This is a genomic window from Salinispora pacifica DSM 45544 (assembly GCF_000378845.1).
GTDB lineage: Bacteria > Actinomycetota > Actinomycetes > Mycobacteriales > Micromonosporaceae > Micromonospora > Micromonospora pacifica.
In genome coordinates this window covers 1524515-1549724 of the sequence record NZ_KB905359.1, presented here as the reverse complement: position 1 = coordinate 1549724, position 25210 = coordinate 1524515, and the positions used below count along the sequence as shown (strand labels likewise).

Here is a 25210-nt window from a genome sequence, read left to right as displayed (position 1 = left end):
AGGCTGGTCCGCCGCCCGCGCGAGCTGTGGCGGTACTCACCGCTCCGTCCCCCCTGCGTTGACCGTGGCGTCGAGTGGGGCGTACGGCGCTCGCTGGTTATGCTGGGCCGGCCCTCGCGGCACTGCGCGCGGGGGCGTTTTTCATGGGCGGCGGCGGCGCCGATGCCGGTACGGCTCAGGGGCGTGCGTTCGTAACCCGCGATCCTCGGTCGGGGCCGTCCCGCCGGCGGTGAGAGGAGTTTCGCGTGGCAGCCCGGACGCCAACGCTCGAGACGTTTCCAGCCCTGCGCGCCTGGCAGCGCCGGGCGCTGGTGGAGTACCTACGTCGGCGGGAGCCGGATTTTACCGCGGTCGCCACCCCGGGGGCCGGTAAAACCACGTTCGCCCTTCGGGTCGCCGCCGAGCTGCTCGCCGATGGCAGCATCGAGGCGATCACCGTGGTCGCCCCGACCGAGCACCTCAAGACCCAGTGGGCGCAGGCTGCCGCCCGGGTCGGCATCCAGCTCGACGCGGCATTCCGGAACGCGGACCTGCACTCGTCGGCCGACTTCCACGGGGCGGTGGTCACCTACGCCCAGGTGGGGATGGCGCCGCAGGTGCACCGGCGGCGCACCCTGACCCGGCGGACCCTGGTCATCCTTGACGAGATCCACCACGCCGGCGACTCCCGGACCTGGGGGGACGGGGTGCATGCGGCTTTCGAGGGCGCGGAGCGCCGGCTCATGCTCACCGGCACCCCGTTTCGCTCCGACGACAACCCGATCCCGTTCGTCAGCTACGAGCGGGGCGGGGACGGCCTCCTGCGATCCCGCGCCGACTCCGTCTACGGCTACGCCGACGCGCTGCACGACGGCGTGGTACGCCCGGTGCTCTTCCTGGCCTACTCGGGGGAGACCCGGTGGCGGACGAACGCCGGTGAGGAGCTGGCCGCCCGGCTCGGGGAGCCGATGACCCAGGATCTGATCGCGCAGGCGTGGCGGACCGCGCTCGACCCGGCCGGCGACTGGATGCCGCAGGTGCTGCGGGCGGCGGATGCCCGGCTGACCGTGCTGCGTAACGCCGGGATGCCGGACGCCGCTGGGCTGGTGATCGCCAGTGACCAGCAGGCCGCCCGGTCGTACGCGAAGCTCATCGAGCAGGTGACCGGGGAGAAGGCCGCCGTGGTGCTCTCCGACGACGCGGGCGCCTCGGACCGGATCGCGACGTTCGCGACGGCTGAGCAGCGTTGGCTGGTGGCGGTCCGGATGGTCTCCGAAGGGGTGGACATCCCGCGGCTCGCCGTCGGCGTCTACGCCACCAGCGCCAGCACCCCGCTCTACTTCGCCCAGGCCATCGGGCGGTTCGTCCGGGCCCGCCGGCCGGGGGAGACGGCGTCGGTCTTCCTGCCCAGTGTCCCGCACCTGCTCGGCCTCGCCAGTGAGATGGAAGCCGAGCGGGATCACGTGCTGGGCAAGCCGAAGGACCGGGAGGGCTTCGACGACGACCTGCTGGAGCGCGCCCAGCGGGACGACCAGGCCAGCGGTGAACTGGAGAAGCGGTTCGCCGCGCTCTCGGCGACCGCCGAGCTGGATCAGGTGATCTTCGACGGCGCATCCTTCGGCACTGCCGCGCAGGCCGGTACGCCGGAGGAGGAGGAGTACCTCGGGCTGCCCGGTCTACTCACCGCCGATCAGGTGGCCATGCTGCTGTCCAAGCGGCAGGCCGAGCAGCTCGCCGCGTCGCGACGCCGGAGCACCACGCGGCCGGCGGAGCCGGCCGCGGCGACCGCTGCCGCCCCGCCGGCGCCGATGAGTGCGGCGCAGCGCCGGGTGGCGCTGCGCCGACAGTTGAACGCCCTGGTGGCTGCCCGGCATCACCACACCGGCCAGCCGCACGGCAAGATCCATGCGGAGCTTCGCCGTCGGTGCGGTGGTCCGCCCAGCGCCCAGGCGACTATTGAGCAGTTGGAGGAGCGGATCGCCACCGTCCAGACCCTCTGACCCGACCCGCAGCCGACCGGTCGGCCGAGACAGGACGGCGGCTACCGGACACGACGACGGTAGGCGCCGGGCAAGAAACGGTAGCCGCGGAGAAGCGGATGGCAGGCGCGGACAGGAGGACGGTCGGCGCCGGAGACGACAAAGCCGGCCGGGCCCAGCGGGCCCGGCCGGCTTTGTACGTTCGGTTGCGGATCCTCAGTTGGTCATCAGATCGGCGCCACGCCAGCTGAACTCCGGGTCCGCCGCGTACCGCACAGTGATCTTGACGAGATCCTCTGCGTATTTATTCGCGTGATGTCCGCAAAATACCAGTTCCCCGCCGCCAGCAAGGGTAATGCGGAGCTTGCCGGCAGCATTGCAGCGGTCGCACCGTTCATCGGCGGCCGGGGGGCTCACCGTCTCGGGCGGCGGCGTGAGGGTCGGGGTCATCGCCTTCCTCCTCTGGTCGTCACCGATGAACACTCTCTTCGGTCGTTGCTCACCTATCGTGCAACACCCTGATCAGGGCGCGCGTTCCCTGTGTGCCCGCGGGGGACCGAGGTCACACCTGACTCCGACAGCGTCCCTGCACCAAGGGTGCCACGTCAACGATCACGATCGGGCAACCATCCGACCAACGAATGGGGTTGCGCGGAGAGTGCTCAAACTGACACGCTTGGTTGGTATCTGTCGTGGGGTCTGGTGCGGATTCGGCCCTGAGCAGGCCCCTAGTCCAGATAGTCCCGGAGAACCTGCGACCGGGACGGGTGGCGCAGTTTGGACATCGTCTTGGACTCGATCTGCCGGATGCGCTCTCGGGTCACCCCGTAGACCTGGCCGATTTCGTCCAGCGTGCGCGGCTGACCATCGGTCAGACCGAACCGGAGGCGGACCACCCCGGCCTCGCGCTCGGACAGCGTCTGCAGCACCTGCTGGAGCTGATCCTGGAGGAGCGAGAACGACACCGCGTCAACGGCGACCACGGCCTCCGAGTCCTCAATGAAGTCCCCGAGCTGGCTGTCGCCCTCGTCGCCGATGGTCTGGTCGAGCGAGATCGGCTCCCGGGCGTACTGCTGGATCTCCAGCACCTTCTCCGGTGTGATATCCATCTCCTTCGCGAGCTCCTCCGGGGTGGGCTCGCGGCCCAGGTCCTGGAGTAGCTCGCGCTGGATCCGGCCGAGCTTGTTGATCACCTCGACCATGTGCACCGGGATGCGGATGGTGCGGGCCTGGTCGGCCATGGCGCGGGTGATGGCCTGGCGGATCCACCAGGTGGCGTAGGTGGAGAACTTGTAGCCCTTGGTGTAGTCGAACTTCTCGACGGCGCGGATCAGGCCGAGGTTGCCCTCCTGGATCAGGTCGAGGAAGGCCATCCCGCGACCGGTGTAGCGCTTGGCGAGCGACACCACCAGGCGGAGGTTCGCTTCCAGGAGATGGTTCTTTGCCCGCTCCCCGTCCCGCGAGATCCACATCATGTCGCGCTGCATGTCGCGGCTGAACTTCTCGTCGCTCTCATCCGCCGCGCGCAACTGCTCGGTGGCGTAGAGGCCGGCCTCGATCCGCTTGGCGAGCTCGACCTCCTGCTCGGCGTTGAGGAGCGGGACCTTGCCGATCTGCTTCAGGTACGCCCGGACGGAGTCGGCGGAGGCGGTCAGCTCCGCGTCTCGGCGGGCCTGCTTGAGGGCCTCGGACTCCTCGTCGTCCCACTCGAAGTCGGTGTCGGTGGCGGAGTTCGCCGCGTCGGTCTCGGCGGCCTGGGTCAGCTCCGCCGGCTCGTCGACCACCACGTCTTCGATCTCAGCGGCCAACTCCTCCGCGTTGACCTCGCCGGCAGCTCCGCCCTTCGTGGCCTTCGTGGCCTTCGCGGTCTTCGTCGTGGCCCTGGCCGGGCCGGTCGCTGCGGCCACGGTCGCCTTGGTGGCGCGGGTGGCCTTCTTCGCCGGCGCGGCCTTCGCGCCGTCGGCGGTGCCGCCAGCCGCCTTGCGGGCGGTGGCCTTTCGCGGCGCCGGGGCCGGTGCCTCAGCGCCGGTCGGTGCCGCCTTCGAAGCGGGCGTGGCGGCCTTCTTGGTGGTCTTGGCGGTGGTGGCCCGGGATGCTGGGGTGGTCGACCGGGCGGCAGCCACCCGGCGGCGTGGGGCGGTGCTGGCCGAACCGTCTACCACGACGGTCACCCCCGCCTCCGAGAGCGCCCGGAGGATTTTCTTGGCCTGGGCCGGAGTCACCTCGGCTGCCTCGACAGTACGCGCGAGCTGAGCCGACGTGAGCTGACCGCCGGCGCTCTGCGCATGGGCGATCAAGGTGTCGGTGAGCGAGCGAACGTCGGCGCCGGTCTGGCGGGGTTCTGTCACGAATGACCTTCCGGTGGCGAAGAGCGAGCACGGCAGGGTCGTCCGGCGTGGGGCGGAGCGCGGTGCCGGGCGAGTCGTTGAGGACCCCCGAGTCGCGGGCCAGCCGGTTGAGGCGGTCCGTGGCGCGTGGGCAGGGTGAATTGTAACGCTGTCCACGGCGATCATTCGGCGGCGCACGCCGGACCACCGCTCGGACCGCCGAATTGGCGCGGATGTGGACTTTGAAAGGATGATACCCGCATATGGTCGCGACCACCCCGGTCGTGCGGGAAGGGGACGAGAATGGTCCGCTCGGTACCGGAGCCGCGGGAACTGCTGGAGATCGCGGTCGAGGTGGCGCGGGAGGCGGCCGCGACGGCGTACCGGATGCGCAGCCAGGGTGTCTCGGTGGCCGCGACCAAGACCACCGTCACCGACGTGGTGACCGCGGCCGATCGGGCAGTGGAGCGGCAGGTGCACGACACGCTGCGCCGGCTCCGGCCGGGGGACGCCGTGCTGGGTGAGGAGTACGGGGAAACGGGCGCCGGTGGCGCTGTCCGGTGGATCGTTGACCCCATCGACGGCACCGTCAACTACCTGTACGGCATCCCGCACAGCGCGGTCTCGCTCGCCGCCGAGGTCGATGGGGTGGTGGTCGCCGGGGTGGTGCGCAATGTCGTCACCGGCGAGGAGTGGACCGCGACCATCGGTAACGGCGCCTGGCGGGACGGCCAACGGTTGCGCTGCTCCACCGAGCCAGATTTGGGCCAGGCACTGGTGGCCACCGGCTTTGGCTACGACCCTCGCCGTCGGCAGCACCAAGCCGGCGTGCTGGTCGAGCTGATCCCGCACATCCGTGACATCCGTCGGTTCGGCGCGGCGGCCCTCGACCTCTGCCTCGCCGCCGAGGGGCGGGTGGACGCCTACTACGAGAAGGGGCTGGCCGCCTGGGACCTCGCCGCGGGAGGCCTGGTGGCCACCGAGGCCGGACTGCGGGTCGGCGGGCTGGCCGGGGCGGCGGCCGGGCCGGATCTGGTGATCGCCGCGCCCCCGGTGCTCTACGCGCCGCTGCACGACCGGCTGGCGGACCTCGACGCCGCCGGCGGCCCCTGAGCCGTTCTGCGGGCCGGTTCGGTCACTCCTCCTGGACCGGGCAGGTGTCGGGCGGCGCCACCGGTGCCCCGAGATCACCGAGGGACTGGTTGACCTCGGTGGTGGTGGCAAGCTGCTGGAAGGCGCTGCCCAGGATGATGTCCACGGTGGCGTCGGCGCGCTCCGGGTCGTACTCGGCCGCGGCGTTGTTCAGGAAGTAGGCCCGCAGTAGGTGCGCCGCACCAACACCCTTCGGGCCGTACCGCAGGACCGCGATGCCGTCAGTCTTCGCCGCGTCGCCGGTCTCCTCGACCTGGAACTTCCGATTTCGGAAATCGTCGGAGATCTTGCTGGCGAGGCCCACCTGCTCGGTCCCATTGAGTACCTTGATCTTTACCTCGGCCGGTTCGCGGAGGGTGACGTCCGCCGCCGGCCAGCCCTTCTGGCAGCCGGCGCCGAGCCCCGCGTCGCTCTGCGTGTCCCGGACGAGGGCCACAACGGTGAAGATCAGCGCCAGGATCGTCAACAGGGCGACGACGACGAGTGCCCGCACTCGCGCAAAACTCATCAAGGTGCTCCCGGGACGGAGGAAGGCGACGGCCGTCAGCAGCGGGCGAAGCGCCCGACCCGAACGGCCGTCCGGTACGCCGCTGAGGTTAACGGTTGTCCGGCGGCGGCGTGGAAACAGCCGGACATGCCGGCGCGGCGGCATGGAACGGGGTAGTACTACCCCTATCTTCATGTCGCCTGAGTCACATTGGGAACAACTTCCCGTGCAGAGGCGTACATCTCTTCCACGAGGGCGGTATACATGCCACGCCCGCGGTGGAGGTAAGGTACCGCGCTCGCTGGGGGAGTTCCCTGGCGGCGCCGACCCGGCTCGTGCCGGGTCGGGTGAACGACACAAGTGGTGGCCGCCCAGCGGAACCGAAACAACGTCGTCCGGCGTTACAACCGGAAGCGACAACATCGATATGGGAGAGTGAACCGATGGCCACCGACTACGACGCCCCGCGTCGCGACGAGGTCGACCTCGGCGAGGACAGCCTGGAAGAGCTGAAGGCCCGGCGCGTCGACTCACAGTCGGGCGCCGTGGACGTGGACGAGGCCGAGGTGGCGGAGAGCTTCGAGCTGCCCGGCGCCGACTTGGCCGACGAGGAGCTGACGGTCAAGGTGTTGCCGATGCAGCAGGACGAGTTCCGTTGCGGGCGCTGCTTCCTGGTGCACCACCGCAGCCAGTTGGCGGCCCAGCGCAACGGCGACCTGATCTGCCGCGAGTGCGTCTGACCGGGACGCGAATCGCACTACTGGCGGCGGCTCTGCGTTGGGGCCGCCGCACCCCCCGGTCGTCGTGCGGCAGCCCGGCGGCCAGCGCCGCACCCGTCCCGGCCGGCCGCCAGCGCGGCCCAGCCCGGCGGGAGGTCCGGTGCCATGACCGAGCGGGACCCCACCGAGCCGGACCGGATCGAGCGGGACCCCACCGAGCCGGACCGCATCGTTGGCGAACCGGTTGGTGACGTCGACGGCCTCGGCGCCACCGTCGCGGAGCTGACCGCCGACGATGTCCCGCCGGCTCGGCGGGGACAGCTTCTCGGCCGCCTGGTCGGGCAGGCCCGGACCCGCGGGTTCGGCGACCTGTTCCAGCCGAGGGCGGCGCTCGGCTGGATGGTCGACACCATCGCTGAGATCGCCCCACACGTGCCGGTCCGGGACCGGGCCACGCTCCGTCGACACTTCCCCGACCTCGACGGTGAGGCGTTGGCCGACCGGCTGGTCCGGAACGCCGCCCGGGCGAGCGCCGGGGTGGGCGCTGCCGGTGGTGGCGTCGCCGCTGTCGAATGGACGGTACCCCCGAGCCTGCTCACGGCTCCGGTGCTGCTGGCCGCCGAGACGGTCGCGGTGGTCGCGATCGAACTGAAGCTGGTCGGTGAGCTGCACGAGGTGTACGGGGTGCCGCTGCCCGCCGGTGGCGCCCAGCGGGCGGTGGCGCTCGTCGTCTCCTGGTCCGGGCGGCGCGGGATCAACCCGATCCGGCCGGGCGTTGGAGTGAGCGCGGTGCTGGGCGCCGCGGCCCGCCGTGAGCTGCGGGACCGGCTGGTCAGACGCTTCGGCCGTAACCTCACCACGCTGGGCCCGTTCCTCACCGGTGCGGCTGTCGCGAGCTACCTCAACCGCCGGGCTACCCGCGCGATGGCCGATCTCCTCCGCGTTGATCTCCGACGCCGGGCTGGGGCACCCCCCGACCCGCCGTGAGCCCCGACCCGCCGTGCGCCCCGGCCGTCGGGAGGTAGCCCCGTCCGGGGAGCCGCCGGCAGCCGGGTTGAGCCCGGGCTCTCAGTCTCGACCGGTGTCGGCCGGGTCTCGACCGGTGTCAGTGGCCTCCTGAGCGGTGTCGGCCGGGTCTCGGGCGGCGAGGATCGCCTCCGCCAACTGCACCGGCCGCCGGGTGCTGATCACCCAGAACGGGGTCGGGTCAGCCGGGTCGTCGAGCACCACCTGCACGGCACCGGGGATCCACGGCCGTTGGATCACGAACGCCAATGGGTCCGCGCCGACGCCGAGCACCTCGCGTCGCCCGGCGGCATCCAACGGGATGACATCGGCGACGAACCGGGCCGGCAGCCGCGCGTCGTCCACCCGCAGCTCGCCGTCGTCAACCGCCACCCGGATCCGGCCCAGCCAAAGCAGGCTCGCCAGGCACGCCGGGAGCAGCAGCGCGAACGGCAGCCACGCCCGGATGCCCGACGCGCCCAGCCAGATTTCCGTGGCGAGTAGCCCGGCCGCGGCGAATCCGCCCAGCCAGAGCCACCACGGCAGATCCAGCCGTTCGGTGTAGCGGGCAGCCGGGGACGAGGAGACGCGCACGAGATGAAGGGTACGGCGCGTGCCGCGGCGAGTACCGGGCAGGATGGGCAGGTCACTCAGGAACCGGAGGGAAGAGGGAACCGTGACCGATGTTGTACCCGTGCCTGTGCGGCAGCTCGACCCTGGGCTGCCACTCCCTGCGTACGCCCATCCCGGCGACGCGGGGGCGGACCTGGTGGCCGCCGCGGATGTGGAGCTGCCCCCCGGTGGCCGGGCCCTGGTGCCGACCGGGGTAGCCATCGCGCTGCCCGAGGGGTATGTGGGCCTGGTACACCCCCGTTCGGGTCTGGCCGCCCGGCTCGGCGTGACCGTGCTCAACGCGCCCGGTACGGTCGACGCCGGCTACCGGGGTGAGATCCTGGTCAACCTGATCAATCATGATCGGGAGGCGGTGGCTCGGATCGCGCGCGGTGACCGCATCGCACAGCTGGTCGTGCAGCGGGTGGCCCGGGCGCAGTTCCAACCGGCGGCGGAGCTGCCTGCGTCCCAGCGGGGTGCCGGCGGGCACGGCTCCACCGGCGGCCACGCCGGCCTGGGTTCGGCCCCGGTGCCGACCGACGGCCGGCAGCCCGTGCCGGAGGTGTCGTGACACCCGGAGCGGACGCGTCGCCGGTGGCGAAGGAAAGTGACAGGGTGGGCGTGAAGAGCGTGAACAGCGGAGGGTGTACGCAGTGATCTTCTCCCGAAAGCGAGCCGGTGCCGATCGGCGCCCGCGCGACGAGCGGCCCGAGGCCCAGGACGCGCACGAAGCGACGAATTCGGCGGCGCCGCCCCCCGGCCCCTACGACGTGACCGAGGCGCCGGCCGGGGTGCAGCGGCTCGACCTGGGGAGCCTGCAGATTCCCGCGGTCGGCGGGGTCGAGGTGCGGGTGCAGGCCGACCAGCAGGGTGCTGTCCAGCAGGTGGTGCTCGTGCACGGGCAGAGCGCGCTTCAACTCGGGGTCTTCGCCGCCCCGCGTAGCGCGGGCATCTGGGACGAGGTACGCGAGGAGATCCACCAGTCCCTGTCCAACGACGGCGCCACCACCGAGGAAGTCACGGGTGGGTACGGCGTCGAGCTACGGGCCCAGGTCCCCACCCAGGACGGCCGTACCGACCTGCGGTTCGTCGGCATCGACGGGCCGCGCTGGATGGTCCGCGCCGTCTATCAGGGCGCGGCGGCGACCGAGCCGGATGCGGCCGGCCCGCTGACCGCCTGTCTGGAGGGCCTCGTCGTTGACCGGGGGCAGGAGGCCCGGCCGGTGCGGGAGCCGCTGCCCCTGCGCCTGCCCCGGGAGGCCGCCGAAGAGGCGGCTGCGGGCTCCGCCGCCGAGCCGGAGTCGACCTCGCAGGCCTGACGGCGCTCCACCGACCGCTGGGGCCCACTCCGTCGGCGTACGCTGGCGGGGCGGTCCCGGCGTGCGGTGGGCCGCTCCACCGCCGGCCCTGGTCGGCCCAGCCCGGAAAGGGTGACGCGGAGGTCATGTCGACCGACGAGCGACGGGGTTCGCTGCGGCGCGTGCTGCGTCGGCTCACCGCCAGCGAGGCGGAGATCGAGGCGCAGGAGCTGCTCCGGGAGAGCGCGGAACACGGCGGCATGCCGGCTCGCCAGTGCTGCCGAGGCCAGCTGGTCGCGGTCGCCGGCCGGCTCCGCACCGTGGTCTACACGCCGCGGACCAACCAGCCGACGTTGGAGGCGGACCTGTACGACGGCAGCGACGTGGTGACCCTGGTGTGGCTGGGCCGGCGGCACATCGCCGGTGTCGAACCGGGCCGACACCTGACCGCGCGGGGTCGGGTCGCCATCCGAGGTGACCGTAAGGTCATCTACAACCCGTACTACGAGTTGGAGCCGCCGAAGTGACGACGGGACAGCGCCCGACGGCGCAGCCGGGCACGGGAGAGGAGGAACCGCTCCCGACGATCGCCGAGCAGATGGCCGACCAGCTGGGTGGCTGGCGCGGGTTGCTGGAGTCCAGCATCCCGGTGGTGGTCTTCGTGGTCGCCAACATCCTCGGTGAGCTGCGCCCGGCGGTGGTCGCCGCGGTGGCGGTCGCGGTGTTCATCGCGGTGCTGCGGCTGGCCCAACGGCGGCCGGTGCGGCACGCGGTGAACGGGCTGTTCGGCATCGCGATCGGCGCGGCGATCGCCTGGCGCACCGGCGATGAGCGGGACTTCTACCTGCCCGGCATCCTCTACGGCATCGGCTACGGCGTGGCGCTGCTGGTCTCGACGGCGATCCGGCAGCCCCTGGTCGGCTGGATCTGGTCGGTCCTGGTGGCCAAGGGCGCCTCCGACTGGCGTCAGGATCCAATCCTGGTGCGGACCTTCACCCGGCTGACCGTGCTCTGGGGGGTGGTCTGGCTGACGAAGGTCGGGGTGCAGGCTGGGCTCTACCTGGCGCACCAGGACACCGCGCTCGGCATCGCCCGGCTCGTGCTCGGCTACCCGCCGTACGTGCTGCTCCTGCTGATCACGGTCTGGACCGTACGCCGGGTGACCCGGCACAACCCGCACGCCCCCCAGACGCCCCCGGCCCCGGTCGAGTAACGGCCCGGCGCGGGGCTCAGCAGGCCTTGCGGGTCCGTTCGACGCTGTCCGGGCCGAGCACCACCGTCCGGACCGCGTCCTCCACCTCCGCCGTACAGACGAAGATCAGCTCGTCGCCGGCCTCGATCGGGTCGTCCGGGCTGGGCACCAGCACCCGCTTGCCACGCAGGATCGCCACCAGCGCCGCGTCGAGGGGGAGTGGCACCTCCCGCAGCGGATGACCGACGTACGGGGCGCTCGTCGGTAGCGTGATCTCGACCAGGTTCGCCTCCCCCTGCCGGAAGGTCATCAGCCGGACCAGGTCACCGACGGTCACCGCCTCCTCCACCAGGGCGGCCATCACCCGCGGCTTGCTGACCGCCACGTCCACCCCCCACTGCTCGGTGAAGAGCCACTCGTTCTCGGCCCGGTTGATCCGGGCGACCACCCGGGGCACCGCGAACTCGGTCTTGGCCAGCAGTGAGACCACCAGGTTGACCTTGTCGTCCCCGGTGGCGGCGACTACCACGTCACGGTTGGCCAGCTCAGCCTCCTCCAGGCTGGTCAGCTCGCAGGCGTCGGCCAGCACCCACTCCGCGTCCGGCACCCGTTCGGGTCGGAGCATCGTGGGCTGTCGCTCGATCAGCATCACCTGGTGGCCGTTCCCGATCAGCTCCTGGGCGATGGAGCGGCCCACGTTCCCGGCGCCGGCGATGGCGACCCGCATGGTCACTTACCCCCTTCCAGCGGCTGCGCCGCCACCGATGTGACCGTGTTGACGATGTCGTCGGTGACCAGCATGAAGATCTGGTCCCCCTCCTGTACGACGGTGCTCGGCGTCGGCAGCGTGCCGATGCCGAACCGGGTGAGGTACGCCACCCGGGCGCCGGTCGTCTTCTCCAGCGCCAGCACCGACCGGCCGACCCAGTCCTTGTGCACCGGCACCTCCACGATCGAGACGGTGCTCGTCGGGTCCCGGAACAACGCCTCGTTACCCTCCGGCACCAGGTGCCGCAGCATCCGGTCGGCGGTCCACCGGACGGTGGCCACCGTCGGGATGCCGAGGCGCTCGTAGACCTGGGCCCGTCGCGGGTCGTAGATGCGCGCCGCGACGCGGGTGACCCCGAAGGTCTCTCGCGCCAGCCGAGCGGAGATGATGTTGGAGTTGTCTCCGCTGGAGACGGCCGCGAACGCGTCCGCCCGCTGGATGCCGGCCTGCCGGAGTACCTCCCCGTCGAAGCCGGCACCGGTCACCGTGATTCCGGCGAAATCCGGGCCGAGTCGGCGGAAGGCGTCGGCGTTCTTGTCGACGACCGCCACCGAGTGCCCGCGGGCCTCCAGACCGTGCGCGAGGGTCGCTCCGACCCGCCCACAGCCCATGATCACCACATGCACCGTGCCCCTCCTCAACATCCGCCACACCAGCCGTTGCGGCTGTTGGACGAGCCTGTCACGTCCCCGGGGGCGGACGCGGACCGACGGTACTCCGTGCGCACACCCCCCGGTCTCCGGCCACCCGGGCGTGGGCGTGGCCGAGGGTCGTACGCTTGGCGGTTGTGGCCCGCCCCGCCTCGCTGGTGAAGCGACTGCTCGTCGGTCGACCGTTCCGGTCCGACCGACTCCAGCACACCCTGCTGCCCAAGCGCATCGCCCTGCCCGTCTTCGCCTCCGACGCGCTCTCCAGCGTGGCGTACGCCCCCGACGAGATCCTGCTGATGCTCTCGTTCGCCGGGGCCTCGGCGTTCGTCTTCTCGCCGTGGATCGCCCTGGGGGTGGTCGTGGTGATGCTCGCCGTCGTGGCGAGCTACCGGCAGAACGTGTACGCCTACCCGTCTGGCGGCGGCGACTACGAGGTGGCCACGGTCAACCTGGGGCGCCGCGCCGGTGTCGGCGTGGCCAGCGCCCTCCTGGTCGACTACGTGTTGACCGTCGCCGTTTCGGTCGCGTCCGGGGTGGCGAACCTGGGCGCGGTGATCCCTTTCGTGGCCACCCACAAGGTGGCGGTGGCCGTCGCCGCGGTGGTGCTGCTCGCCGCCGTCAACCTGCGTGGGATCAAGGAGTCTGGCACCACCTTCGCCATCCCCACCTACGGCTTCATGATCGTTATCGTCGGCATGATCCTCACCGGGCTGGTCCGGGTGGTGCTGCTCGGCCACGACCTGCGTGCTCCCAGCGCGGACCTGGTCATCGCCGCCGAGTGGAGCGACACGACCGGGTGGGCGATGGCGTTCCTGCTGCTCCGGAGCTTCTCCTCCGGCTGCGCTGCGCTCACCGGTGTCGAGACGATCTCCAACGGGGTGCCCGCCTTCCGGGCGCCGAAGAGCCGCAACGCGGCGACCACCCTGCTCATGCTCGGCGCGGTGGCGGTGACCATGCTGGTCGGCATCGTCTGGCTGGCCCGACTGACCGGCCTGCAGTTCGTGGAGGACCCGGCCCGGCAGATCGTCGGCGCCCCCGATGGGTACGTGCAGAAGACCGTCACCGCGCAGCTCGGCGAGACCATCTTCGGCTCCGGCTCGCTGCTGCTGTTCGTGGTCGTCGGCGTCACCGCCCTGATCCTCTTCCTGGCCGCGAACACCGCGTTCACCGGCTTCCCGGTGCTCGGGTCGATCCTCGCCCAGGACCGCTACCTGCCCCGGCAGCTACACACCCGGGGGGACCGGCTCGCGTTCTCCAACGGCATCCTCTTCCTGGCCGGCTTCGCGATCGTGCTGATCATTGGTTTCCAGGCCGAGGTGACCAAGCTGATCCAGCTCTACATCGTCGGCGTCTTCGTCTCGTTCACCCTGTCCCAGGCCGGCATGATCCGGCACTGGAACCGCTACCTCCGGGTCGAACGCGACCAGCAGGTCCGCCGGCAGATGATCCGTTCCCGGGCGATCAACAGCTTCGGGATGGCGATGACCGCCACCGTGCTGGTGATCGTGGTGGTCACGAAGTTCCTGCTCGGCGCGTGGATCGCCATCGCCGCGATGGTCATGATCTACCTGGTGATGCTGGGGATCCGGCGGCACTACGACCGGGTCGCCGTCGAGCTCATCCCCGACGAGGGGCGGCCGGTGAAACCGGCCCGCAACCATGCGGTCGTACTGGTCAGCAAGGTGCACCAGCCGACCCTGCGGGCGATCGCCTACGCGCAGGTCACCCGACCGGACAGCCTGACCGCGGTGACGGTGAACGTCGACGACAAGGACACCCGCCGGTTGCAGGCCGAGTGGGAACGGCGGGACGTACCGGTCGCACTGACCGTGATCGACTCGCCGTATCGAGAGATCACCCGACCGATCCTCGACTATGTGGCCGGTATCCGTCGGTCCTCGCCCCGCGACGTGGTCACCGTCTTCATCCCCGAATACGTGGTCGGCCACTGGTGGGAGAACCTCTTGCACAACCAGAGCGCACTGCGGCTCAAGGGTCGGCTGCTCTTCGAACCGGGAGTGATGGTCACCAGCGTGCCGTGGCAGCTCGTCTCGACCGAGGGCAAGGATCTGGACCGGCTGGACGAGACGCTCAGCCGCGGACCGGCCCGCGGCCCCCGGGGGACGCCGGGCGGCCCGGAGCCGGCGGACGGCCCGTCAACGGTCCCCGCTCCGCCGTCCAGGGGCGGCCCGGACCCGTCCGATGGAGGTGGCCGGTGACCGGCGATGAGGGAGGTGACCGGTGACCGGCGACGAGGGGCTGGCGGAGGCCGAGCGGGTCGAGTTGACCGTCGGGGCGGTGGCCCCGGGCGGGCACTGCGTCGCCCGGGTCGCCGGACAGGTGGTCTTCGTCCGGCACGCGCTGCCCGGCGAGCGGGTGGTGGCCGAGGTCACCGAGGTGCACCGCGGGTTCGTCCGGGCCGACGCGGTGACGGTGCTGGCGGCCGCGCCGGAGCGGGTCGAGCCCCCCTGCCCGTACGCGAAGCCCGGCCGTTGCGGCGGCTGCGACCTGCAGCACGTGTCCCCCGAGGCGCAGCTGACCTGGAAGGCGGGGGTGATCCGCGAGCAACTCACCCGACTGGGCGGGCTGACCGAGGGGGAGCTGGACGCGCTGGACATTCAGGTCGAGGCGCTGCCCGGTGGGTCGCTGGGCTGGCGTTCCCGGGTGCGCTACACCGTTGACGGCGCCGGTCGGGCCGGCCTGCTCAAGCACCGCTCGTACGAGGTGGTGCCGATCGACCGGTGCCGGATCGCCCACCCGGCGATTCAACAACTGCCGGTGCTCGGCCCCGTACGGTGGCCGGACGCGGACGCCGTCGAGTCGGTCGCCTCGACCGGTGGGGACGTGACCGTGACCGCGGTCGCCGACGGGGCGGTACGGCCGGTGAGCGGGCCGGCACGGGTGCACGAAGAGGCGGTCGGCCGCCGGTGGACGCTGCCCCCATCGGCGTTCTGGCAGGTCCATCCGGCGGCGGCGGACACCCTGGTCGACGCCGTGCTGGCGCAGCTCGACCCGCAGCCGGGGGAGACCGCCTGGGACCTGTACGGCGGGGCCGGCCTCTTCGCCGCCGCGCTGGCGGAGCGGGTCGGTGCCACCGGTCGGGTCACCCTCGTCGAGGCCGCCGGGGCCGGTATCGCCGCCGCCCGGGAGAACCTGCGGGACCTGCCGCAGGTCGGCATCGTGTCGGGTCGGGTCGCCTCGGTGCTGGACCGGGGGCGTCGCACCGCGCCGGTGGACCTGGTGGTGCTCGATCCGCCCCGCGCCGGGGCCGGGGCCCGGGTGGTGCGGGCGGTGGCCGCCGCCGGAGCGCGCGCGGTGGCGTACGTCGCCTGCGACCCGGCCGCCTTTGCCCGGGATGTCCGTGGCTTCACCGAGTTGGGGTGGCGGCTGGCCGCGCTGCGCGGCTTCGACCTCTTTCCGATGACCCAGCACGTGGAGCTGGTGGGGTTGTTGCTGCCGCCCGCCTCGCCGCGTCAGCGGCGGAGCGAACCCTGACCGTTGGCTCAGCGTTGCTGGCGTCCTGCGGACGGTTCCGGGTGCTCCCGACCGGACTGCGGGGTGTCACCCGGCCGATAGACTCTCCGGTCATGAGTGTTGAACGGGACCCGGCAAACCAACCGGGGCTGCTGGCCGCCGTCAGCGGTCCGCAGGACATCAAGCGGATGTCCACCGAGCAGCTGGACATCCTCGCCGCCGAGATCCGTGACTTTCTGGTGGCCAAGGTCTCCCGCACCGGCGGGCACATCGGCCCCAACCTGGGGGTGGTGGAGCTGACCCTCGGGCTGCACCGGGTCTTCAACTCCCCTCGGGACCGGATCCTGTTCGACACCGGCCACCAGGCCTACGTACACAAGATTCTCACCGGCCGCCAGGGCGGCTTCGACAGGCTGCGCCAGCGCGGCGGGCTCGCCGGCTATCCGAGTCAGGCCGAGAGCGAGCACGACCTGATCGAGAACTCGCACGCCTCCACCGTCCTCTCCTACGCGGACGGGCTGGCCAAGGCGTACGCGCTGCGGGGGGAGCCGCGGGCGGTGGCGGCCGTGGTCGGCGACGGGGCGCTGACCGGCGGTATGTGCTGGGAGGCGTTGAACAACATCGCGACCGCCGGCAACCCGCTGGTGATCGTGGTCAACGACAACGGCCGCTCCTACTCGCCGACGATCGGCGGGCTCGCCGACCACCTCTCGACGCTGCGCCTGAACCCCGGCTACGAGCGGGTGCTGGACACGGTCCGGGAGGCGCTCGGCTCGACCCCGCTGGTCGGCCGGCCGATGTACGAGGTGCTGCACGCGGTCAAGCGGGGTATCAAGGACGCGGTCGCGCCGCAGGCGATGTTCGAGGACCTCGGCATCAAGTACGTCGGCCCGGTTGACGGGCACGACATCGTGGCCGTTGAGGGGGCGCTGCGCGCGGCGAAGAACTTCGGCGGCCCGGTGATCGTGCACGCGGTCACCCGCAAGGGCTACGGCTACCGCCCGGCCGAGGAGGACGAGGCGGACTGTTTCCACAGCCCCGGTGCCTTCGACACCGAGACCGGCAAGGCCACCGCCGCGCCGTCGGTGAAGTGGACGCACGTCTTCGCCGAGGAGCTGGTGGCGATCGCCGACGAGCGGCCGGACGTGGTGGGAATCACCGCTGCGATGGCCGAGCCGACCGGCATCGCCAAGCTGGCCCGGAAGTACCCGGAGCGCACCTACGACGTGGGCATCGCCGAGCAGCACGCCGCCACCTCGGCGGCGGGGCTGGCGCTGGGCGGTCTGCACCCGGTGGTCGCGATCTACGCGACCTTCCTCAACCGGGCATTCGACCAGGTCCTGCTGGACGTGGCGATGCACAAGCTACCGGTGACCTTCGTGCTGGACCGGGCCGGGATCACCGGCCCGGACGGGCCCAGCCACTACGGCATGTGGGACATGTCCGTCTTCGGGGTGGTGCCGGGCCTGCGGATCGCCGCCCCCCGCGACGCCGCCACCCTCCGCGAGGAGCTGCGCGAGGCGGTCGCCGTGGACGACGGTCCCACCATCGTTCGCTTCCCGACCGGTTCCGTCGCCGCCGACCTGCCGGCGCGGCGCCGGGTCGGGCCGGTTGACGTGCTCGCCGAGTCGGCCCGCGCCGATGTGCTGCTGGTCGCGGTCGGCTCCTTCGCCGGCCTCGGCGTGGAGGTCGCCGCCCGGGTCGGTGAGCAGGGTTACGGCGTGACCGTGGTTGACCCGCGCTGGGTCCGGCCGGTCCCGGCCGAACTGGTGGAGCTGGCCGCCGGGCATCGGCTCGTGGTCGTCGTCGAGGACGGGGTTCGGGCCGGCGGCGTCGGCGACGCCATCGCCCAGGCGATGCGGGACGCCGACGTCGAGGTGCCGGTGAAGGACCTGGGCGTACCGGTCGACTGGCACCCGTACGGCACCCGGGCCCAGATTCTCGCCGACCTCGGCCTGACCGCCCAGGATGTGGCCCGCGACGTCACCGGCTGGATCTCCCGGCTCGACAGTGGCGCCGCCGACAACGAGAAGGAGCTGGTCACCGACCAGGTGGAGCCGATCGTCACGCCGCGGGAGGCCCCCGCCCCGAAGTGAGGGTGCGGGTGGGCGACGCCGGACAACCCGCCGTCGCCCACCCGGCACCGCGGCATCGCGTCGGACGCCGCCGCCGATGCCACCCCGCGGACGTCGCCGCCCCGGCACCACCGGCGGACGTCGCCGCCCCGAGCATTACTGGGGAGCGGGCAGGGAACGGTAGTGGGTCTCCTCGGTGGTCGCCAGACTCACCGTGACCTTCTCGTCCGCCAAGGGCAGGACCGTCAGGCCCGGGCGGTCCACGAGGCGGGACGTGCCGGCCGGGACCGACAACGAGTCCTCCGGCGTCGGCTGCCAGCTCAACACGCCCAGCCGCTGCCCATCCACCGGCAGGACGTACGCCTGCAGTGGCGCGGCCGGGTCGGCGGCTGACATCATCGCCGCACCGCCGGTTGCCGACCGGTACAGCATCGCCGTCATCTCGTCACCGGCCGCCTCCCAGCTGAGCTGCTGCACCTCACCCGACAGGCCGGCGCCGAGCGTGCCCTCACCAACAGTCCGGATGGTCAGCCCCGACATCGGCCAGGAGGCCGGCACCGAATTCGCCGACTTTCGGCTCCCGAATTGGCGCGGGACGCTGCCGAACGGCCCCTGGTCGCTGGCGAGCGCGCAGGTGTCCAACCCGGCGAGGGCCTGCTGCCCGGAGCCGGACTCGTCGCGTACCAGCGGGTCTCGTGGCGCGTCCAGACCGGTGCCGAGGTCGAGGAAACGATCGGTGGCGCGCCCCTGTGGCAGCGACTCGGTGGCGCGCAGCGTGGCGGTGACCGAGACCGCGGAACAGGCCGGCACCGCCACGGGGGTGCTCAGACCCCCCTCGATGGGCACCGCCTCGCCATCCGGACCGGCCAGGTCGGTGACCCGGGCAGAGACCAGGTAGCGGCGACCCGCGTCGGTGTGCACCGGGAGGACATCGGAGTAGATGAGGTAGCCGGGGTCGGTGTGCTCGACGGCGTGGGTGACGGTGTGGCGCCCGTCCTCCCCGGCGACCTGGAGCAGCCAGGAGGAACCCGTACCGGGAACATCCGCGGCGACCAGGGCGAGCGGCGCCCCGTCAACCTCACCGACCCAGAGAATGCCGGAGGTCGGGAGGTACGCCCGGTCGTCGAGCGGTGACCGCCAGGCGCGGACCGCCTCGGTCACCGCCGTCGTCGTCGCGGCCTCGGCGGCGAGGGAGCCGCGGGCCGGCCAGACGATGAGCGAGCCGTCCTGGCTGTCATGCCCCACCGACAGGTCAGCCGGTGCCCGGTCGGTGACGACTCCGCAGCCGGCCAGGGACGCCATCAGGGCCAGCGCGGCGGCGGTCGTCCTGCCGGTCCGGCGGGCTGCAAGCACTTTTAGCTCCTCCGTTTACCCCAGCCGGTCGTGCGAACCGCAATGGTACGAGATGACGTGGTGCCGTCCGGCGCCGCCCACAAGGGATTGAGCGCTGGCTTTCGGGTGAATTCCGTTCGGGTAGACTCCGCCGATTGTGACGTCTGCTGACACCCGCGCCGACCCCGCCGCCGTGCCTCCGTCGGAGCCGGTCAAACTCAACAGCGCGGGTGCGTTCCCCCTGAACGGCGCTGCGGCGGGGGACCGGAAGCCGACGCCCGGCCCACCGGTGGCGGCCCCGGGTCGTCGTCGGCTCCGGCTGCCGTCGTTGACGGCCCGACGGCAGCACCTGGCGGTGGTCGGCGGGTTTCTGCTCACCGCGTTCTGGGTGACCAGCCAGATCTGGATCAACCCGGCCGGCCGGGTGGCCGCGCTCTACAGCAGTGACCCGGCGCAGGTGCAGTTCTTCTTGGCGCACTCGGTGCGGGTGGTGCTCCACGGGGAGTTCCCGTTCTTCACCGAGCAGTTCAACTACCCGGACGGGGTCAATCTGATGGCCAACACGGCCATCCTCGCGCTGGGCATCCCGATGGTGCCGGTGACGCTCCTCTTCGGACCGGCGGTGACCTTTGTGCTGTTGGTCACCCTCGGGCTCGCCGGCACCGCGACCGCCTGGTACGTGGTGCTTCGCCGGCACCTCGTTCGCAGCCGACTGGCGGCGGCCGTCGGCGGATGGTTCTGCGGGTTCTCCCCGGCGATGCTGTCGCACGCCAACTGGCACCCCAACATCATCAGTCAGTTCCTGCTGCCGTTCATCGTGTGGCGGGTGCTCGTCATCACCCGGTCCCAGCGTCCGTACCGCGACGGCCTGCTGCTCGCCCTGCTGGTGACCGTGCAGGCGTTCATCAACGAGGAGATCCTGCTCTTCACCGCGATGGCGTGCGGGGTCTTTCTCGCTGCCGTGCTGGCGCAGCGGCCCCGGCTGTGGTGGGCGGCGTGGCGGCCGCTGGCGAAGGCCCTCGCCACCTGCACGGCGGTGGCGGGCGCGCTGCTGGCGTACCCGCTTTACGTGCAGTTCGCCGGGCCGATGGCGTACCACGGGCTGAGCGACGCGGTTCGGGACTACGGCAACGACATCGCCGCGTTCGTCGCCCCGGGCTCGCCCACCCTGGGCGGGGATGACGTGGCCAACACCGGCCTCGCCCCGAACTACTCGGAGGAGAACGCCTTCTTCGGCTGGAGCCTGTCCCTGATCGCCGTCGGCATCGTCCTGTGGCTGCGCCACGAGGTGGTCGTGCGGGCCCTCGCGGCGACTGGGGTCTTCTTCGCGGTGCTCTCCCTCGGCGAGCGGATCTCGTGGTGGGACCAGGAGATCGGGGTCGGGCCGTGGGAGTGGTTGGTCCGGCTGCCGCTGCTGGACGCGGTGGTGCCGACCCGGTTCGGGCTGATTACCACCGTCACCGTCGGGCTGTTGCTGACGCTCGCGGTCGACCGGTCCCGGAAGCTGCCGCTGCCCCGGCGTACCCTGCGGCTGCGCACCGCCGCCGGGCTGGCGCTGGCGTTGTTGCCGATCGCGCCCATGCCGCTGGCGGTGACCTCCCGACCACCGGTGCCAGAATTCATCACCGCCGACCGGTGGCGCGGCTACGTCGCGGAGGACCAGACGCTGGTGCCCATTCCGGTGCCGAGCATGGGTAACACCCACGGCATGCGCTGGGCCGCCGCCGTCAACCTCGACTTCAAGATTCCCGGTGGCTACTTCCTGGCGCCGCGCAACGCCAACACCGGCGACCCAGGTCGGTTCGGTGGCCGCCCCAGCGGGCTCGGGGAGCTGCTCAGCGAGGTCGCCAGCACCGGACGTACGCTGCAACTTGACGACCGGCAGCAGCGGCGGGCCCTGGATGACCTGCGGCACTGGCGGGCCGCGATCCTGGTCCTACCGGTGGACCAGCACCACGCGGAGCCGTTGCGGCTGACCGTCGAGCAACTGGTCGGCCCGGGTACGCGTGAGTTGGACGTCTGGGTGTGGGACGTCCGCGCCCTGACGGACCCGACGCCGGCCGCCTGAGGTCACACCCACCGCGGCCGGGCCCCGGTCTACCTGCCCGGACCCGGCCGCCGCCTAGTCGACCAGGGGACGGACGTCCCAGAGCCAGACGTCGTCCACCCGCTGCGGCGTACCGAGCAGCGACGTCATCAGGTCGCGCAGCACCGCCTCCTGGGGGTGGGCGCCGAGCACCACCACCGAGGCCTGCCAGTACCGCAGGTCCTCGATCGCCTGCCGCCGCTCGACGTCGGTGATATCGGGCGCGGCGTTCCTGCCCATCGTGGAGTAGATGAGTCGGGTTGTCGGCCGGTTCGCCGCCCCGAAGATCCCCTCCCCCTGCTCGTTGGGGCCGATGAAGTACCCGCCGGGAACGGGGAACGCGTGTTGGGCCAGCGCACTCCAGCGCAGGGTGGAGAGGCCGTGCACGTTGCTGGGGATCGGCACCGGGACCAGGGTGCGCCCCTCGGGCACGTACGGCCGCCAGCCCTCGGCGGTGATGAAGCGCGGTGGGGGCGCCACCGACTCCACCGGCAGCGGTCGGGGGATCAGCGGCAACAGCGCCAGCGTGATGGCCGCGTAGCCGACCGGGCGTCGCCACCGCCGTGGGAATCGCAGCGGGAACCGCAGCGGGCGGCCCGAGCGCTGCGCCGGCACCGGTGGCCGGCCGGTCCGGGAGACGGCGTCCCACGCGACGGCGAGCAGGACCCCGATCGCGGCGGCCACGATCAGACTCAGCCGGGTCGGCATCATCATCTCGACCAGTGGCAACTCCTCCGACACGTACGCCCACGGGCCGTCGATGTCGGTCTCGGCGCCGTCGAAGCGGATCGTCGGGCCGAGGGAGGCCACCGTGAACACCACCGTCAGCACCGCCAGGATGCGCGCCACCAGGCTGCGGCGGACCAGTAGCAGGAGGGCCAGCACCGTCAGGACCACCAGCGGCCAGCCGAACCAGCTGTTCTGCTCGGTCAGGCCGAGCGTCTGCTCCACCGCCGCGTCCCCGGCCAGGGTGTCCCGGGGGAAGGTGACGTAGGCCTTCAGGTCCTCGCCCCAGCTGTGGAAGATGCCGCCCTGGAGGCCGCGGTAGGACTGCGGACCGTTGAACTGGAACCAGATCGGGTACGCGGTGAGCAGCAGCGCCAGGCCACCACCGGTGCCGAGGGCGGCGGCGAAGGTGCCGGCCTGTCGCCAGGCGGCCTTCGGCCGCAGCACCGCGTACGTGGCGACGACGACGAGGCAGGCCAGCGCCGTGAGCAGCAGCATCTCCTCGTTGATGAAGATCTGGTACGCCACCAGCAGGCCGAGCAGGATGCCGTTGCGCCGCCAGCGGCCGGGCTCGCCGAGTCGCAGCACGCGGAGCACGATCAGCGGAAGCAGGAAGTTGGAGACGAAGTTGGGCTGGCCGTTGGCGTGGTGCACGACGCCGGGTGCGAAGCCCAGGAACGCGCCGCCGACGAACGCGCCGGCCCGGGAGCGCACCAGGTGCCGGGAGAGCACCCAGTAGGAGGTGCCGGCGGTGGCGGCCAGCGCGGCGCCGAGGTAGAGCACGTACGTCACCTGGGGGCCGACCAGCGCGGTCAGCGGCGCCAGCGGCAGGGTCACCCCGAGCAGTGAGGTGTTCGCCATCATGTTCACCCCGGCCGGGGCGTTCTGCCGGGTGGTGAAGAGCGGGTTCTCCAGCTGGAACACCGAGTACGCCCCGTGCGCGAAGAGCCACTCGAACCAGCTGTGGTCGGTCGGCAGGTGGGCGGAGACCCGGTTGGGGATGTCGCCCCAGTGGTTGAGGCAGACCAGTGCGCCGAGGGCCAGGTAGACGCCGATCGCCAGGACGTCGGCGCGGGCCGGACGCCAGCGGGAACGCCGGGTCGGCGCTTCCGCCGCAGCGGATGCGGGGGTGCTGGTCTGTGGCACGGAGTCAACCATCGGCGCGGGCACGACGCGCCATCGTACAGGCGGCCGCGGGGTGGAGCTGCCGGCCCCGGTCACGCTCGGTTGCCCGCTGTCCCGTCCGTGGCCGTGGCCTGGCCCGAGCTTGGTGCCGGACTGCTGCACCACCGGTCGCGCACCGGGTCGTCGCTGGCGGTGAAGCACTAGGTTGTCGGGGAGTTCAGGCGCGAGGAGGCTGGGATGCGGGTACTGGTTGTCGAGGACGAACGCAACCTCGCCGACGCGATCACGCGGGGGTTGCGCAAGCGCGGCATGGCGGTGGATGTCGCGTACGACGGGGACAGTGGGCACGAGATGGCCTTTGTCACCCGGTACGACGTGGTGGTGCTGGACCGGGACCTGCCCGGCGTACCCGGCGATCAGATCTGCGCGGAGTTGGCCGCCTCCGGCACCCTGACCCGGGTGCTGATGCTGACCGCCAGCGGCACGGTCGCCGACCGGGTCGAGGGGTTGCAGCTGGGCGCGGACGACTACCTGCCCAAGCCGTTCGCCTTCGACGAGTTGGTCGCCCGGGTGCAGGCGTTGGGCCGCCGCGCCACCCCGGCCGCTCCGCCGGTGCTGGCGGTGGCCGACCTGGTGCTTGACCCGGCTCGGCGGACGGCCACCCGGGCCGACGTGCCAGTGGACCTGACCAACAAGGAGTTCGGCGTGCTGCACGAACTGGTCAAGGCCGGCGGCGCGGTGGTCTCCAGTGAGGAGTTGCTGGAACGGGTCTGGGACGCGAACACCGACCCGTTCACGACCATCGTCCGGGTCACCGTGCGCACGCTGCGCCGTAAGCTTGGCGACCCACCGCTGATCGAGACCGTGGTCGGCGCCGGCTACCGCGTGACCGGGGCGCCGGCGTGACCGCCGGCCGTGGCATGCGGCCCACCCTGCGCCTGCGGTTGACCCTGCTCAACGGGTTACTGCTGGTGGGCGCCGGGGTGATCCTGGTGCTGCTGGCCTGGCTGCTGGTACGCGACGCGCTGCGCCCCACCGACGAGTTACTTCCCGGGACGACGGTGGTGCTGGCCGATGGGCGTTCCCTGGACGCCGCCGAGTGGCATCGGCAGTTGGGGGATACGGCGAGCCGGGAACTGCTGGCCAAGGGGCTGGCGGCGCTGCTGGCGATCAGCGTGGTCGGGGTGGTTGGTGGCTACCTGGTCGCGGGCCGGGCACTGCGCCCGCTCTACCAGGTCACCGCCACCGCCCGACGGCTCGGCGAGACCACCCTCGATCAGCGGATCGGCTACTCGGGTGCGGACGATGAGGTGGCCGAACTGGCGCAGACCTTCGACGCTATGCTGGACCGGATCGCGGTCGCCTTCGACGCGCAGAAGCGTTTCGTCGCCAACGCCTCACATGAGCTGCGTACCCCGCTCGCCGTGATGCGTACCGAGATTGACGTGACGCTCAGCGACGACGAGGCGGACACCGCCGAGTACCGCCGGATGTCCACTGTGGTTCGGGATGCCTCGGAGCGGGCCAACGGCCTGGTGGACGCGCTGTTGGTGCTGGCCCGCAGCGAGGCGCAGGCCGGCCATCGCCTCGCCCGGCGGACGGAGTGCGACCTGGCTGCCGGCACCGCCAACGCGTTGACGGCGGTACGCCGGGAGGTGGAGCGGATCGGTCTGCGGGTGGAGACCTCACTGGAGCCGGCGCCGGTGGTCGGCGACCCCGGGCTGCTCGACCGGCTCGCGGGGAACCTGATCGAGAACGCGGTGCGGTACAACCATCTGCACGGCCGGCTCTGGGTGCGGACCGGTTCGGATGGCCGGCGGTCCTGGCTGGTGGTGGGCAACACCGGCTTCGAGGTGGACCAGGCCGATGTGCCGGGGCTGTTCGAGCCGTTCCGGCGGGGCGGCCGGGAGCGGACCGGCGCCCGCGGCTCCGGTCTGGGGCTCTCTATCGTCCGGGCTGTCTGCGACGCGCATGGGGGCGTGGTGAAGACGATCGCGCAGCCGGGCGGCGGCTTGGAGGTGACGGTGACGCTGCCGGCAGCAGATGGGCCGGGTCCCGCCGTTACTCGATGAGGTGGCAGTGCACTTCGATTTGGGGGTGCGCTTCGAAATTTTGCAGCGCACTTCTCCCTGCCACTCTTAATGTATAGCACAAGGGGGGTCTTGCGGCAAGACCCCGTTAATGCCGCAGAATCGTCGGCCGAAGCCAGTACCTGTGGAATCA

General features: G+C 71.7%; 22 protein-coding genes. 14 read left to right on the top strand and 8 right to left on the bottom strand.

What is annotated here, in order from left to right:
• Positions 1–245: 245 nt before the first annotated feature.
• Positions 246–1979: a DEAD/DEAH box helicase gene (locus tag SALPAC3_RS0107010; RefSeq protein ID WP_018220545.1), complete on the top strand. Its 1734-nt coding sequence runs from the start codon at positions 246–248 to the stop codon at positions 1977–1979.
• Positions 1980–2174: 195 nt separating this feature from the next.
• Here SALPAC3_RS0107010 and SALPAC3_RS0107005 read toward each other — a convergent pair whose 3' ends face one another.
• A complete protein-coding gene (locus SALPAC3_RS0107005; protein WP_012181646.1) occupies positions 2175–2408 on the bottom strand; it encodes a DUF7455 domain-containing protein in 234 nt (77 codons plus the stop codon).
• 278 nt (positions 2409–2686) lie between these two features.
• The gene (locus tag SALPAC3_RS0107000; protein ID WP_018220544.1) at positions 2687–4306 is read right to left on the bottom strand and encodes an RNA polymerase sigma factor; all 1620 of its coding nucleotides are present in this window, start codon (positions 4304–4306) and stop codon (positions 2687–2689) included.
• 282 nt (positions 4307–4588) lie between these two features.
• On the opposite strand from SALPAC3_RS0107000, the gene SALPAC3_RS0106995 reads away from it, so the two are divergent.
• On the top strand, positions 4589–5398 hold the full coding sequence (locus SALPAC3_RS0106995; RefSeq protein WP_018220543.1) for an inositol monophosphatase family protein: 810 nt from the start codon (positions 4589–4591) through the stop codon (positions 5396–5398).
• Between the two features lie 22 nt (positions 5399–5420).
• On the opposite strand, the gene SALPAC3_RS0106990 is transcribed toward SALPAC3_RS0106995, so the two are convergent.
• Entirely contained in the window at positions 5421–5930 is a 510-nt protein-coding gene (locus SALPAC3_RS0106990) for a LytR C-terminal domain-containing protein (RefSeq protein ID WP_018220542.1), read from the bottom strand.
• Positions 5931–6367: 437 nt separating this feature from the next.
• On the opposite strand from SALPAC3_RS0106990, the gene SALPAC3_RS0106985 reads away from it, so the two are divergent.
• Entirely contained in the window at positions 6368–6664 is a 297-nt protein-coding gene (locus SALPAC3_RS0106985) for a DUF4193 domain-containing protein (RefSeq protein ID WP_018214600.1), read from the top strand.
• 144 nt (positions 6665–6808) lie between these two features.
• A complete protein-coding gene (locus SALPAC3_RS0106980; protein WP_018220541.1) occupies positions 6809–7630 on the top strand; it encodes a hypothetical protein in 822 nt (273 codons plus the stop codon).
• An 81-nt stretch (positions 7631–7711) separates the two neighbouring features.
• Here the strand turns inward: SALPAC3_RS0106980 and SALPAC3_RS0106975 are convergent, their stop codons facing one another.
• A complete protein-coding gene (locus tag SALPAC3_RS0106975; RefSeq protein ID WP_018220540.1) occupies positions 7712–8242 on the bottom strand; it encodes a DUF3093 domain-containing protein in 531 nt (176 codons plus the stop codon).
• A gap of 82 nt (positions 8243–8324) precedes the next feature.
• On the opposite strand from SALPAC3_RS0106975, the gene dut reads away from it, so the two are divergent.
• From dut to SALPAC3_RS0106955, 4 genes are all read left to right on the top strand, one after another.
• Positions 8325–8831 (top strand): dUTP diphosphatase, encoded by a 507-nt coding sequence (gene dut / locus SALPAC3_RS0106970; protein WP_018220539.1) that lies wholly within the window; start codon positions 8325–8327, stop codon positions 8829–8831.
• A 73-nt stretch (positions 8832–8904) separates the two neighbouring features.
• A complete protein-coding gene (locus SALPAC3_RS0106965) occupies positions 8905–9579 on the top strand; it encodes a DUF3710 domain-containing protein (protein WP_033662492.1) in 675 nt (224 codons plus the stop codon).
• Positions 9580–9704: 125 nt separating this feature from the next.
• Positions 9705–10085 (top strand): OB-fold nucleic acid binding domain-containing protein, encoded by a 381-nt coding sequence (locus tag SALPAC3_RS0106960; protein ID WP_018220537.1) that lies wholly within the window; start codon positions 9705–9707, stop codon positions 10083–10085.
• Positions 10082–10771: a DUF3159 domain-containing protein gene (locus SALPAC3_RS0106955; RefSeq protein ID WP_018220536.1), complete on the top strand. Its 690-nt coding sequence runs from the start codon at positions 10082–10084 to the stop codon at positions 10769–10771. The genes SALPAC3_RS0106960 and SALPAC3_RS0106955 overlap by 4 nt, the downstream gene beginning before the upstream one ends.
• A 16-nt stretch (positions 10772–10787) precedes the next feature.
• Here SALPAC3_RS0106955 and SALPAC3_RS0106950 read toward each other — a convergent pair whose 3' ends face one another.
• Positions 10788–11477, bottom strand: a complete 690-nt coding sequence (locus tag SALPAC3_RS0106950; protein WP_196230338.1) for a potassium channel family protein — start codon at positions 11475–11477, stop codon at positions 10788–10790.
• A gap of 2 nt (positions 11478–11479) precedes the next feature.
• Positions 11480–12145 (bottom strand): potassium channel family protein, encoded by a 666-nt coding sequence (locus SALPAC3_RS0106945; protein WP_026185303.1) that lies wholly within the window; start codon positions 12143–12145, stop codon positions 11480–11482.
• Positions 12146–12306: 161 nt separating this feature from the next.
• On the opposite strand from SALPAC3_RS0106945, the gene SALPAC3_RS0106940 reads away from it, so the two are divergent.
• From SALPAC3_RS0106940 to dxs, 3 genes are all read left to right on the top strand, one after another.
• Entirely contained in the window at positions 12307–14388 is a 2082-nt protein-coding gene (locus SALPAC3_RS0106940; RefSeq protein ID WP_018220533.1) for an APC family permease, read from the top strand.
• 22 nt (positions 14389–14410) lie between these two features.
• Positions 14411–15664: a class I SAM-dependent RNA methyltransferase gene (locus tag SALPAC3_RS0106935; RefSeq protein ID WP_018220532.1), complete on the top strand. Its 1254-nt coding sequence runs from the start codon at positions 14411–14413 to the stop codon at positions 15662–15664.
• 92 nt (positions 15665–15756) lie between these two features.
• Positions 15757–17739 (top strand): 1-deoxy-D-xylulose-5-phosphate synthase, encoded by a 1983-nt coding sequence (gene dxs, locus SALPAC3_RS0106930; RefSeq protein ID WP_018828462.1) that lies wholly within the window; start codon positions 15757–15759, stop codon positions 17737–17739.
• Positions 17740–17874: 135 nt separating this feature from the next.
• Here the strand turns inward: dxs and SALPAC3_RS0106925 are convergent, their stop codons facing one another.
• Complete coding sequence (locus SALPAC3_RS0106925; RefSeq protein ID WP_018220530.1) at positions 17875–19071, bottom strand: hypothetical protein; 1197 nt, start codon at positions 19069–19071, stop codon at positions 17875–17877.
• 136 nt (positions 19072–19207) lie between these two features.
• Here SALPAC3_RS0106925 and SALPAC3_RS0106920 point away from each other — a divergent pair, with 136 nt between their 5' ends.
• Positions 19208–21118, top strand: coding sequence for a DUF6311 domain-containing protein (locus SALPAC3_RS0106920; RefSeq protein WP_018220529.1), 1911 nt, complete (start codon positions 19208–19210; stop codon positions 21116–21118).
• Between the two features lie 54 nt (positions 21119–21172).
• Here the strand turns inward: SALPAC3_RS0106920 and SALPAC3_RS0106915 are convergent, their stop codons facing one another.
• A complete protein-coding gene (locus SALPAC3_RS0106915) occupies positions 21173–23020 on the bottom strand; it encodes a DUF6311 domain-containing protein (protein ID WP_018811675.1) in 1848 nt (615 codons plus the stop codon).
• Between the two features lie 204 nt (positions 23021–23224).
• On the opposite strand from SALPAC3_RS0106915, the gene SALPAC3_RS0106905 reads away from it, so the two are divergent.
• Both SALPAC3_RS0106905 and SALPAC3_RS0106900 read left to right on the top strand, forming a co-directional pair.
• Entirely contained in the window at positions 23225–23893 is a 669-nt protein-coding gene (locus SALPAC3_RS0106905) for a response regulator transcription factor (protein ID WP_018220527.1), read from the top strand.
• Positions 23890–25059, top strand: a complete 1170-nt coding sequence (locus tag SALPAC3_RS0106900; RefSeq protein WP_018220526.1) for a sensor histidine kinase — start codon at positions 23890–23892, stop codon at positions 25057–25059. The genes SALPAC3_RS0106905 and SALPAC3_RS0106900 overlap by 4 nt, the downstream gene beginning before the upstream one ends.
• Positions 25060–25210: the final 151 nt, after the last annotated feature.